Origin of the sequence: Vibrio sp. Vb2131 (assembly GCF_033338535.1) — a bacterium.
GTDB lineage: Bacteria > Pseudomonadota > Gammaproteobacteria > Enterobacterales > Vibrionaceae > Vibrio > Vibrio alginolyticus.
In genome coordinates this window covers 125,994-138,210 of sequence record NZ_JAWOSW010000005.1, presented here as the reverse complement: position 1 = coordinate 138,210, position 12,217 = coordinate 125,994, and the positions used below count along the sequence as shown (strand labels likewise).

Annotated in this window: 14 protein-coding genes; 8 read left to right on the top strand and 6 right to left on the bottom strand. The window is 44.1% G+C overall.

Annotation, left to right across the window (positions count from 1 at the left end):
- Positions 1–16: 16 nt before the first annotated feature.
- The gene (locus tag R7E38_RS08055) at positions 17–1,072 is read left to right on the top strand and encodes an NAD(P)H-dependent flavin oxidoreductase (protein WP_042523324.1); all 1,056 of its coding nucleotides are present in this window, start codon (positions 17–19) and stop codon (positions 1,070–1,072) included.
- A gap of 38 nt (positions 1,073–1,110) precedes the next feature.
- On the opposite strand, the gene R7E38_RS08050 is transcribed toward R7E38_RS08055, so the two are convergent.
- Positions 1,111–1,590, bottom strand: coding sequence for a peptide-methionine (S)-S-oxide reductase (locus R7E38_RS08050; protein WP_054701515.1), 480 nt, complete (start codon positions 1,588–1,590; stop codon positions 1,111–1,113).
- Between the two features lie 217 nt (positions 1,591–1,807).
- Here R7E38_RS08050 and R7E38_RS08045 point away from each other — a divergent pair, with 217 nt between their 5' ends.
- Positions 1,808–2,548 (top strand): DNA-binding transcriptional regulator YciT, encoded by a 741-nt coding sequence (locus R7E38_RS08045; protein ID WP_054865466.1) that lies wholly within the window; start codon positions 1,808–1,810, stop codon positions 2,546–2,548.
- Here the strand turns inward: R7E38_RS08045 and R7E38_RS08040 are convergent, their stop codons facing one another.
- From R7E38_RS08040 to R7E38_RS08025, 4 genes are all read right to left on the bottom strand, one after another.
- The gene (locus R7E38_RS08040; protein WP_005373960.1) at positions 2,549–3,442 is read right to left on the bottom strand and encodes a DMT family transporter; all 894 of its coding nucleotides are present in this window, start codon (positions 3,440–3,442) and stop codon (positions 2,549–2,551) included.
- A 154-nt stretch (positions 3,443–3,596) separates the two neighbouring features.
- Complete coding sequence (locus R7E38_RS08035; RefSeq protein ID WP_042523322.1) at positions 3,597–3,953, bottom strand: VOC family protein; 357 nt, start codon at positions 3,951–3,953, stop codon at positions 3,597–3,599.
- 29 nt (positions 3,954–3,982) lie between these two features.
- A complete protein-coding gene (locus R7E38_RS08030; protein WP_033906301.1) occupies positions 3,983–4,636 on the bottom strand; it encodes an isochorismatase family protein in 654 nt (217 codons plus the stop codon).
- A 32-nt stretch (positions 4,637–4,668) separates the two neighbouring features.
- Complete coding sequence (locus tag R7E38_RS08025) at positions 4,669–5,394, bottom strand: NUDIX domain-containing protein (protein WP_005373953.1); 726 nt, start codon at positions 5,392–5,394, stop codon at positions 4,669–4,671.
- 298 nt (positions 5,395–5,692) lie between these two features.
- Between R7E38_RS08025 and pncB the strand changes: the two genes are divergently transcribed.
- The 4 genes from pncB to R7E38_RS08005 all read left to right on the top strand — a co-directional run bounded on the left by pncB (position 5,693) and on the right by R7E38_RS08005 (position 9,366).
- Positions 5,693–7,003 carry a nicotinate phosphoribosyltransferase gene (gene pncB, locus R7E38_RS08020; protein ID WP_132936988.1) on the top strand — a complete coding sequence of 437 codons (1,311 nt, stop codon included), beginning with the start codon at positions 5,693–5,695 and terminating at the stop codon, positions 7,001–7,003.
- A gap of 320 nt (positions 7,004–7,323) precedes the next feature.
- Entirely contained in the window at positions 7,324–7,683 is a 360-nt protein-coding gene (locus R7E38_RS08015) for a hypothetical protein (protein ID WP_017819785.1), read from the top strand.
- Between the two features lie 214 nt (positions 7,684–7,897).
- A complete protein-coding gene (locus R7E38_RS08010; protein ID WP_005373945.1) occupies positions 7,898–8,416 on the top strand; it encodes a glycine zipper 2TM domain-containing protein in 519 nt (172 codons plus the stop codon).
- A 170-nt stretch (positions 8,417–8,586) separates the two neighbouring features.
- Positions 8,587–9,366: a class I SAM-dependent methyltransferase gene (locus tag R7E38_RS08005; protein WP_226083359.1), complete on the top strand. Its 780-nt coding sequence runs from the start codon at positions 8,587–8,589 to the stop codon at positions 9,364–9,366.
- 63 nt (positions 9,367–9,429) lie between these two features.
- On the opposite strand, the gene R7E38_RS08000 is transcribed toward R7E38_RS08005, so the two are convergent.
- A complete protein-coding gene (locus R7E38_RS08000; RefSeq protein WP_005373940.1) occupies positions 9,430–10,311 on the bottom strand; it encodes a DMT family transporter in 882 nt (293 codons plus the stop codon).
- Positions 10,312–10,404: 93 nt separating this feature from the next.
- Here R7E38_RS08000 and R7E38_RS07995 point away from each other — a divergent pair, with 93 nt between their 5' ends.
- Together R7E38_RS07995 and R7E38_RS07990 are read left to right on the top strand one after the other, a co-directional pair.
- Entirely contained in the window at positions 10,405–11,289 is an 885-nt protein-coding gene (locus R7E38_RS07995) for a LysR family transcriptional regulator (protein WP_005387224.1), read from the top strand.
- Positions 11,290–11,469: 180 nt separating this feature from the next.
- A complete protein-coding gene (locus R7E38_RS07990; RefSeq protein ID WP_005373936.1) occupies positions 11,470–12,084 on the top strand; it encodes an outer membrane beta-barrel protein in 615 nt (204 codons plus the stop codon).
- Positions 12,085–12,217: the final 133 nt, after the last annotated feature.

Below are 12,217 nucleotides of genomic sequence, written 5' to 3'. Positions count from 1 at the left end.
TTTTCAAGGAAAGGTCATGATAAATAAGGTATTTAATACACTTTTGGGAACAGAGTTACCGATTATTCAAGCGCCAATGGCCGGTGTGCAAGACAGCCAAATGACCATAGCCGTCAGTAATGTTGGCGGGCTTGGCTCGTTACCTTGTGGAATGCTGAACAAAGACGCCATCGTAAAAGAACTTCAACTTATCAAGCAGGCAACTAACCGACCGTTTAACCTCAATTTCTTTTGCCATGAAATGCCGGAGTATGACGCCAACAAGCACGAAAAGTGGCAAAAAACGCTGCAACCGTATTTTTCCGAGGTTGATGCAACCGTTCAGGCTCAGCCAAACGCTCCGACAAGGATGCCTTTCAATCATGATATTGCTGACGCGATTGAACCATTTGCACCGCCAGTGATCAGTTTCCACTTTGGTTTGCCAGACGATGATCTGTTAGCTCGAATTAGAGGGTGGGGAGGGAAGATCCTTTCGTCAGCGACCACGGTGGACGAAGCACTTTGGCTAGAAGCAAAAGGCGTTGACGGTATTATCGCCCAAGGCTTGGAGGCTGGTGGACACCGAGGTATGTTTTTATCGGATGATTTAACTACTCAATTAAGTTTGATGGCGTTATTACCACAAATCGCCAAACGGGTGAATTTGCCTGTTATTGCTGCAGGCGGAATCGCTGATAGAAGTGGGGTGGAAGCCGCGTTGAGATTAGGAGCGAGTGCCGTTCAAGTTGGCAGCGCCTATTTGTTGTGTGATGAGGCGAAAACATCGTCTTTACATCGATATGCCATTGCCAGTGAACGCGCGCAACATACCGCTGTGACCAATGTTTTCTCGGGCCGACCAGCGAGAGGCATTGTGAATCGCGCGATGTCGGAGCTAGGCTACATCAGTGAGTTTGCGCCGAAATTCCCATACGCCTCCATTGAAATGGCTCAACTAAGAGCGCTTATGGAAAAGCAAAACCGAGATGAATTCACACCGTTGTGGTGCGGACAAAACTCGTCGGGTTGTAAGGAAATATCGGCGGCAGAAATGACATTGTCATTAGTGGAAGGCATCGATTTAAACTGATATGCATCTTGCCTTTTAAAGCGATGCTGACTGAATGGTTACGAGTTATCCCTGTATTTATGTAGTAAATCTAATGGGATGTGGCAGTAATCATTCGGAAAGTTTGTGAGTCTGTCTTGGTGCTCATCATCACTTGGCACATAATTTGTGAGTGGCAGTACTTCTACGGCGATCTTGTCGGCGTCCGGTCGTGCTGCGATAAACGCTTTCGCGATGGTGAGATGCTGTTCGTTTTGGCTATAAACACCAGTACGGTACTTCTCACCTACGTCTTCACCTTGCTTGTTAACGCTGTAAGGGTCGATTATCTCAAACAAATACCCCATTAAAGTTTCAACCGAAACTTGCTCAGGGTCGAACTGGGTTTTCACGCACTCTGCGTAGCCATCGTATTCGGATTGAGTGTTATCCGTTGTGCCATTTGCTCGCCCGGCTTCTGTGTTGATTACGCCCGGAAGGTGGCGCATAAATTCTTGCACGCCCCAAAGGCAACCGCCTGCGAAGTAAATTTCTTCCATTACTTTTATCCTAGTCTTTACCGTTGTTGGGATGTAGGGAGTTAACCCCTCTTCTTCCATCCCATTTTCGTTGCCCTATTATCTGTTGATGGGAGCGATATTCGCAAGGTACAGCTTGGCTAATCAGACCACGCGTTTTTTCCTTTTTACTTTCAAGTTCTTTTCATATGAAACATCAGGTGAGTATACTGTAAGCTCATCAATAAGGAGCGAACCTGTGAACCCAAGACAAAATGAAATCCTGCAATTAGTGAACGACCGTAAACGCGTTCAAGTCACAGAGCTTTCTGACATCATTGGCGTGTCGGGTGTGACCATCAGACAGGATTTGAACTTTCTGGAGCAACAGGGCTACCTAAAGCGCGTTCACGGCGCAGCTACCGCGTTGCAAAGTGATGACATTGATGCCCGCCTAGAAGTACGTTTCGATATTAAACAATCGCTCGCAAACCAAGCTGCGGATTTGGTCGCATCGAATGAGACAGTGCTGATTGAAGGAGGCAGTGCCAATGCGTTGTTGGCTCGGACATTGGCTGAGCGCGGCGATGTGACCATTATTACGCCATCGGCGTATATCGCCCATCTCATCCGTAACACTTCTGCCAACATTATCTTGCTTGGTGGCGTGTATCAGCACCAAGGCGAGAGCTTGGTCGGACCGCTGACTAAGTTGTGTATTGAGAACATTCATTTCAGCACGGCCTTCTTGGGTATTGACGGCTTCCATCAAGACACTGGCTTTACTAGCCGCGACATGATGCGCGCTGAGATCGCAGAAACCATCATTGCGAAAAAAAGGCGCAATATTGTTCTAACGGATTCTAGTAAATTTGGGCAAATTTATCCCTCATCAATTGGTAAGACTGACGAAATATCAGTGCTGCTGACTGACAAAGCCGCTCCGAAAAGCGACCTTGAACAAATCAAAAAGCGAGGTGTGGAAGTTATATTAGGCTGATTAAGCCACGCTTCGTTTTCGCTTCGCGAGCATTGCTGTTGGGGAGAAACCGGTGACTAGCATAGTGCCGCTAAGCACTAGAATTGTTCCTATGATGGTGTTAGAGCCGACGGGCTCATCTAGCACCAAGTAGCCCCATAAGATACCAAAAACAGGAACAAGAAAAGTGACAGTCAGTGCTGACGCTGGGCCGATATCAGAAACTAAGCGGAAATAGAGCAAATAAGCGAACCCTGTGCATACAACGCCGAGCGTGACAACAGAGCTCCATTCGAAATGACTTGGTTCTGCACGCATTGGTAAGAATGGTAGCAGCGGCAGTACCCAAATAACCGCCGCCCACATACTGCCGTGAGCATTGTCAAAAGCTGGTACTTGTGGCGCATTTTTAGTGTAGTTGGTAGCAATGCCATAGCTGAAAGAAGCCATCAAACTGGCGGCAATAGGGAGCATGGCTTCTTCACCTATGGTTGAAGTATCTAAGCCGACCAAGACTGCAACGCCTCCAATGCCTATTAGCATACCGAGAACAGATTTCGCTGTGAGTGGGCTGCGGTACCAAACAAAGCCAACTAGTGCTCCCCATATTGGGGCGGTTGAGTTCAATATTGCTAAAGTTGATGCATTCAGTGTCTGGGCTGCGTACGCAAAGAGTAAAAATGGAACTGCGCTATTGAATAAGCCAATAATAAAGAAGTGTTTAGTATGCGCAGTTAACGTGAGTTTCTTCTTCAAATATACGGCGATCAATAACAAAGCGACGGCGGCAAATGTAACTCGAAATTCGATTAAGTAAGCCGGCCCGAATGTGTTGGCGGCGACTCGCATAAACAGAAACGAGCCACCCCAAATAGCAGCGAGGCAGAGTAAGCGAAAAAAACTGACGGCAGTCATTTGACATCCTTGGTCGAGGTCTAGCGCCTCATCGATTAATTGTTGCGCTAACAGTGAATTAAACCAAGGATGAGGTCAACCAGAAATGTAATGCCAGTTCCGGATCTGGCTAGCTTGGGCTCACGTTGATGGTGTGTTGTTGATTTGTGATCACTTAATGGCTCTCTGACCATACTGCGAATTCATTTCCACTCGGTTCAGTGAAGTGGAATCGACAGCCGCCGGGGAATTCGAAAATAGGGCGGATAATTTTTCCACCATGCTGCTCTACTTTTGTCTGAGTGGCCTGAATGTCTGAGCTATAAAATACTAAAAGTGCGCCACCATTTGCGGTTTGGTTTATAAACTCAGATTTGAAGAATCCGCCATCCAACCCTTGTCCTGAAAATGCAGAATATTCTGGACCATAATCGGTAAAGCTCCAGTCAAAAGCACGCTCAAAAAATTGTTTGGTCGCACTGACATTAGTGGAACCAAATTCAACGTAATTCAATTTTTCATGTTGATGCATGGTGAAATCCTTCTCGGTTACTATCGTTTCTAAGCGAACTTTTCTACGATGATGTCGTCCGCTTTTTCGACAAATAATGCGCCATTATCTCTGAGCTCTGTCAGCACATTCTCTACATTATCAGGCAGCACCGCACGAGTTGAAGCAAGATTAACTACCACATTGTAGCCAAGTTCCAGCGCTTGCATGACGGATTTTTTCACACAAAAGTCTAAGGCAAGGCCACCGATAACTAAGGTATCAATCCCGTTGAACTTTAGAAATTCATGCGCGCCTGTCGTTTTGGTGTCGGCAATATCATGGAAAAAAATACCGTAAGGGTGTGCGTCAGGATCCATACCTTTATTAACTTGAAAATCGTAGTCCAACACGGGTGGTAAGCCATCTAGCAGCTCAGAACCTGTTGTGCCAAGCACACAGTGACGGTTCCACTTTATATCCACATTCGGTAAACCAACGGGCTCAAGCATATTGGCTGGCGATTCTGCATCCCATTTTGCTTTCGGTGGGTGCAAGTCACGACTGACCAGTTTTAATCGGCCTTTGGCATGATTGTTCAAAAGCTCCGGTACGATTTCCAACGCACCTGCAACGGGCAGTTCATTTGGACATAACTCACTAAAGCCTTTCTCTGGATCAACGTCGATCACTGCTGTAGTTTGATAGTTTACTCGAACAGTCATGGCAGACTCCTTGTCTGTCTGATTGTCTGCGTTTATCCACGCAAACAGTTTTGAAAAAAGGTTACTTCGTCGCTAGTCAGCGTATATACCATTGCGGGTTTTCCACCTTTGCCTTTGTTGGTTGAAGCGACTTTATTAGTGGGTTTTAGTACGCCTGAATCTATCAAGCGGCGCTTAATCGTCATTCGGCTGATATCAATACCAAACTCTTGATAAGCAGAAATGATGTCCGCAACCAAAAACTCTTTGTCTAATGCAAACAAAAGAACCGATGTGTATTCAATGGATGCACGAAGCTTTTGCCACGCTTTTTCAATGGTTTTTTGATGATCAAATGCGAGGGTTTCTTCTCCATTGAGAATAGCCTGTAGCGAAAACCATTTAAGTTGGCATTCCGGTACACCTGCATTATTTATTTGCTCTACATTGTTACGATCAACTAAGGCGTAGTGCGTAATGTTTAAGCTCCAGTCTTCTGGATCGCGCTTTGGATCACCGTCGATAAATGCTTCGCTAAAATGGCGAGGGTAGGTATGGATTTTCTCACGGCAAATTCGGCGACGCGCCGCTTCAAAGTTTTCATCGGCCGGGCGTCCGCCTTCACTGGTTAAGTCTTTATCAAAGACAAATCCGCCCGGTAGTGCCCAGACTCCATGGTATGGCCGATTTGGATTTGAACGTTTAATCAACAACACTTCCAATCCCTTATCGGCACAGCCAGATAGCCTGAATGGAATAATGTCGACAGATACGATCATGGTTGGGTCCTAATATTGATTTGTAAGTAATCTAGCGCATAACAAGTGGTCAATCAATGGGTAAGTAACGAGTTGTTAGAAACGTTTTTGGTAGTGTTCGTAATACGGTTTGAGCATAAATTTACGGATGACTCTGACTTATTCACAATGCTTGCTCGAATTCTAGACAAAAAAACCTTATAAAAATGAGTGGTTAGTAACAAAAGTTGACAAACTATAGATGGGTGTTTATTGTTTACGCAAATTAGTTAGTAACAAAAAGTTATATACCCAGGAAGGGCATGTAGAAGGGCACCTAATGACCACCAAACTATTTTCTTCCCGCATCATTCAAAGTGCTTTGGATTTCGATGTCTACAAAGTCAATATGATGAGCGCTGTAACAGCGCTTTACCCTGATGCGATGGTGTCATATAAGTTTATCGTGCGCAGTGAGGAAGACCTCTCTGAGCTTTTGCCCGAGGTAAAAGCCGAAGTCCTTAAACTGCAAGATATTCAATTTACGCAAGAAGAAATTGAATATATTAAGCGTGTCGCGCCTTACCTGAATCCTGACTTTGTTGATGCACTGCGCCATTTCCGTTTCAACCCACAAAGCGATGTCTCTTTCCATAACAAAGCCATGGCTGATGGCTCAAGCCAGTTAAGAATTACCATTAACGGTTTGTGGCGAGACACCATCTTGTACGAAACGATCATCATGAGCATCGTGTCTGAAGTTCGTAGCCGTCAGCGTTGGTCAGACATCCCTGTTGCGCAATTTACCACTGTTTTAGAAGAGAAAGTTCGACACCTAAAGTCGGAACTAAAACGTCGTAACATTACTAACTTTAAATTTTCTGACATGTCGACGCGTCGACGTTTTTCCTTTCAAGCTCAGCGCACTATGCTGGAATATTTGTGCCAGGAAGTGCCGGAATGTTTGACAGGAACAAGCAACTATCACTTAGCAAAAGAGCTGAATTTGACGCCTATCGGCACCGTTGCTCATGAATGGTTTATGGGACACCAAGCTCTGGTGAATGTGCGAGATTCGCAAAAAGTGGCGTTGCAACGTTGGCAAAAAATGTTTGATGGTGCACTAGGTATTGCGTTAACCGATACGATTGGTATCGATGCTTTCCTTAAAGACTTTGATGAAGAACTAAGTAACGCGTACTTCGGTGTACGTCACGATAGTGGTTGCCCTTATAGCTGGGGTGAAAAAATCATTGCACACTACCAGTCGCTGAATATAGACCCATTAACAAAAACACTGGTGTTTACCGACGGACTTAACTTCGAACAAGCGTTAGATATTTGCGAGTATTTCCAAGGACGTATTCAGGTGAGTTTTGGTATCGGTACTTTTCTTGCCAATGATATGGGTGATTATGTCAATAAAGATGGTGAAGCCTACCAGCCACTTTCTATCGTGATAAAAATGGTCACGTGCAATGGTTCACCGGTCGCCAAAATCAGTGACGAACCTGAGAAAGCCATGTGTGAAGATATCTTCTTTTTGATGAATCTCAAGCGCCGCTTTGAACAACCTCTTGATTTAAATGAGTGTCGTAAAATGATTGATCGTTTAGAAACTGAAGGTCAAAATTATCTCATCGACGCGTAGGCGTTATCTTCTCTCCATGATAAGCACCCTCTATCGTTACGACAAATTTATATAGGTAAACGTGGAGGGTGATTTCGTTATAGTAATATACAGAAGTAACCAGATACAGCGCAGGAAAGCACTCAAAAGTTGATGTGTTATCTGCCTTTGATAGGTGTAAATCGATACGTTACAGCATCGTGGACGGTGTATCTCATCCGACACTAAACTCAGTCTAATCACGTAGTTTATTCCCACGTACCATGAGCTCACTCGGGTATAGACGTCTATCTGCTTTTATGACTTTGGGCTTCACGTAGTTGCTTGAATCAGGAGTCAAAATGAACCTAGTAGTACATTTGCAAAAGAAAGCGATCCGAAAATATGGCTATGAGATGGCCACTCGCCAAGCATGGAGGTGTGGTATCAAGGCAAATCTTGTAAAGCGCGTGATTGGCCTTTTTAAAGGACAAATTGTTTGTGTGGTTGAAGGTTGCCGAGCAGAGTTTTCTTCTCCTCTTAATAACCCCCTTCACGAAGATGACAAGCAGGGGCGATATGTGTTTGTTGGCGGTGTATGCTGGGAACCAAATAACATTATAGCGCCTGGTTTCCCTGATTTTATGTTTATGCACGTGCGTAATCTAAGCCACCGTCATAAGTATTTAACGGATGACGAACTATTTTTGAGCTTGGCTTAAAAATAAATCTCATAGACTAGTCCAGCCCAATCATAATCAGTAGTGATACAGTTTTATCTCTGTTGACATTCTGCTGAGTGTTTCTTGACGTACCTCTTATAAAACAGTGTTTCTTTACTTGTTAATAACAGAGGGTTTGTTTTCGTCTGATGTGATTTCCCTTTTGCGATTTACCATAACGCTCATCAAAGCAAACCATACTGGGATGTAAATCATGAATATGAAATCTATCGCAATTGCAACGGCAGTTGTTGCTGTACTAGCAGGCTGTAAAGACAAAACGCCACCAGCTCCAACTCAAGCAAACATTACTTTGGTTGAAGCGGTGACTGAAACGGTGAAAAAGCCGCACCAAGTATGTAAAGACGTGGTAGTAACCGAGCAAGTTGCCCCTGCGGATGACAATAAAATTATTGGTACGGTTGGTGGCGCAGCAGCTGGAGCAGCGCTGGGCAACCAAATCGGTGGTGGCTCAGGTAAAGTGATTGCAACTGCAGCTGGTACGATTGCTGGTGCACTGACAGGTCGTAAGATCCAGGAAAATGTGCAAAAAGGTGATGTAGTAACAACGACGAAAAAACAGTGTCATACAGAATATACGACATCTGATAAAGTAGTGGGTTACGACGTCACTTACGAAGTTTCAGGTGCACCAACGACGGTTCGTTTGGCGAGCAAACCAGCGACAAAAACGTTCCCAATTCAAGATGGTAACGTTGTTCTACCACAATAGTTAGCGACTTAACCGAAGCGATTAACAAGCCCTTTTATCTTTGAGATGAAAGGGCTTTTTCACATAAGCGGCGTTTTCATCTGTTTTCCCATTGGAATGTGCGGCCAGAAATACCCGTTAATTTCCGCGTTCGATACAATCACTTTTCTTAAAGTACGAACGGAAAAAACATGGAAGATTTTTACCTGACCGAGCACGGTTTGGCTGGTTATTTCGAGGCGCAATGGTTCGACAAGTTCATTGAGGAGCAACAGATTGAGATGATAACCAGTCGCTCAAAACAAGTCCCACTTTCTTTTTTGTCATCACCTCACTGCTCCCAAGTTGCTGATTTTATTGCGCAAGCGGTAATCGAAAGCAGCGTTCAGCCGTACTCCCTACTTGAGGTTGGGGCGGCGCTGGGAAGAAATTATTATGAGCTAGTGCAACGCTTACCTAACCTTAAAGAAGCGACGCTTGTGGAGCCTTCAAATAGGTTAATGGATGGCTTGAAGCAACGATTAATAGAAGAACAACGCGTCGGGCTTACTTACCTTCACGATGTGAACACCTTAAACACTTTAGAGGTAGAGAATAGAGATATCGTACAGAAATGTGCTCATGTTGATTTGACGCTAATTAACCAGCCTTTTGAGCTCGATACTCTCCAATCTCGCTTTGATTTAGTCGTATGTTTAAATGTGATTGATCAATGTGAGTCGCCACTTAGCGTGATCAATGCTCTAAAAAAAACCACCAAGGTGGGTGGGCTGATCGTTGTCTCTTGCACTTATCAGTGGAACGCGAAACACATCAAAAATAAAGAAGAGGCGGTTGATGATATCAAAGAATACTTTGCTGAAGGCTGGCGTCTAGTATCGGAAGCCGAGCATGAATATCGCATCCGGTTTAATGATCGCTTTGCAAGGCAGTTTTTATCTCACGTAGTCGCTTACGTAAAAACCGATTAGAGCCACATAAAAAAACCGAGCGCTTACGGCTCGGTTTTTTAGTCTTTGGGTTAGAGCACAACTTTAAGTAACGTGCGCTTCTTGTTGCTCTTGCAACTTTTTCTTACGACGTTCTCGTTTAGAAAGCCAAACCAGAGGCACAACAATCATAATGGTTCCTATTGCCATAAATATATCTGGCACTTCTCCAAACCAAATCAATCCCACAAACACGGCACCAATTAAGCCACTGTATTCAGCGCTGGCAATTTTGTTGCTATCGATCGAGCGGTAAGCGATGACACATGTTGCTGCATAAATCATGATGAACAGACTTGAGCCAGCAGCAACAGGGAAAGCACTCCAGTCCCAAGGTTCTGCTTCGATCAGAACAAGCAAGAAGGCTACTGGAATACCTGCCAAGTTTGTCATCAATAATGTTTGCATCACAGACTGATTTTTTGGCAGTTTTCGAATGAGCAAGTTATTGATTGCTAAAGTAATTGCAACAACTAAAGCTGAAATCGCTGCCCAATCGATTTGGTCTGGACGAATGATGACCAATACACCGGCAAAGCCCATTATCGCTGCGGCGACCGATTGTTTAGATAGCTGTTCGCCAAAAAAGATTGCTGCAAGCGGCAACATGATCAATGGCGCGGCGTAAAAGATCGCGTTCGCAGTTGCGAGCGGTAAAGATGAGATCGCCAAAACCATGAATATTGCACCAAGTAACCATACGTGAGCGCGAACAGCATGCCACTTAAACCCTTCAAGAAAAGGCGCATTTTTTGTTAGCAAGTAGACTGGCAGCAGGAAAAGCACCGCTGAAATTTGTCGGAAAAAGACAAATTGAAAAATAGGCACTTCATTTCCGACACTTTTAATTAAAGAGTCCGAAAGCACCGCAATGAGATTTCCAACAATTAATAGCAGCATCGCTGCTCCGACCGATGTAACTTTCACTTTTTCCTCTCCTCTTTCTTTGCCAAAGAGTAGGTGATGTCATAGGATGAAGTGAAGTGATATTTATTAGTTTAAGTATGAGATTTTTAGATAATGAAATTGCCACCACTCAGAGCGGTTCACTGTTTTGAATCTGTTGCCAGAAACTCTAGCTTTTCGCTTGCTGCTGAAGAACTCAATGTGACGCAAAGTGCCGTTAGTCACCAGATACGACTATTAGAAGATTATTTGGGTGAATCATTATTTATCCGTCAAGGCAGAAAGCTCTCTTTGTCCGATACGGGCACCCGCTATTTAGAGGATATTAGCCCAGCAATTAGCTCAATTGCGATGGCCAGCCAAAAGGTGCGAGAAGGGGACAAAGGCAGCATACGGTTGGCGATTTATAGCTCGCTTGCCGTAAAGTGGCTTATTCCTCGTTTGTCTGATTTTAAGCGCTTACATCCAGAAATCGATCTGACACTCAATATGGTCGTTGGTGATCCTGAACAGACAGACAGCGTTGGCGATTGTTTTATCACGGTAGAAAAGCCAAAGCGAAACTACATGTCGGTAAAGTTATACGCGGAGACGCTGTATCCGGTCTGCAGCCATAAAATTTGGAAAGAGTTGCAAGATCAACCGATTCCAGAAGCGCTTTGGCGATACCCTATTTTGTCGACAGACTCAATTTATCGTGAGAGAGGAAAAGACTGGGCTGAGTGGTGCAGAGCGGGCGGTTACACCTTGCCGAAAGATGTCGATGTTCAACATTTTAGTCATATGTTGTTGGCAATAGAGGCGGCGCGTTATGACCAAGGCATCGCATTTGCGAATGATTTTATGCTTAATGAAAGAGATAAAGCGCACGATTTGGTGTATATCCCTTCGCATGGATTGGAAACCGGCGACAGCTTTTATTTTATTCATAAAAAGAGTCGAGCCAAGCAAGCGGAAATCATCAAGCTCACTAACTGGTTGAAGCAGCAATGCTTGTGAAATGACTAAATTGTCAAAATTAAGAAAGAAAGTGGCAAAGTTGTGTCTAAATATTTCATGTTTTATTGAGTTTTTATTCATTAACATCCACTTGGTTTTGAAACCAAGTGAAATGGATAGCATGGCATGCTTAAGGATGGGCAAAACACAACCTCAATAATTAACAGGCAGTGAAATACAATGTTTAAAAAAACATGGCTAATGACAGCCCTTCTAGCAACATGTTCTGTTGCAAACGCAGCTCCTTACGTTGGTGCATCTGTAGGTCAAGCATCGTTTGGTGATGTTAATGGCTCTATCAATGGTGGTGGTACTAACGCTAGCACTAAACTTAAACTTGAAGATGACTCAAGCCTTTCAGGCAAAGTATTCGGTGGTTACAAATTCAACGAATACATTTCTCTAGAAGCAGCCATTGGTGGCTACGATGCTTTAGACGGCAAAGTTGTTACTGTTGGTGATATGAAGTATCTATCGATTCAGCCAAAAGCGACTCTACCGATTGGCGATCGTTTCAACCTTTTTGCTAAAGCTGGTCTTTCTTACTTCAATGCTGAATTCAAAATTAGCAACTCTGTGATTGACGGTAGCGCAGGCCATACCACCATTTCTGACAGCACTGTAACAGGCATGTACGGTTTAGGCGCAGAGTTCGCTATTACTGAAAACTTTGCTCTACAAGTTGAATGGGAATACATGATGCCTGAGCTAGACATTGCGAAATTTGGCAATGAAAAAGTAACGGTTGATGCAGACATCAATGTATTCTCTGTAGGTATGAGCTACCGTTTCTAAGAATACTTATTCAAGTTACCTCTTGGCTTAGTAAACGTTTTTGACTTCTGTTGGTCGAGCTGAGTCCAAGCTTTGAATTTGTTTAGATATAGCACAGGAAGTTTAGTTGCTAAGCGTCCTGTGCTATTTTTTT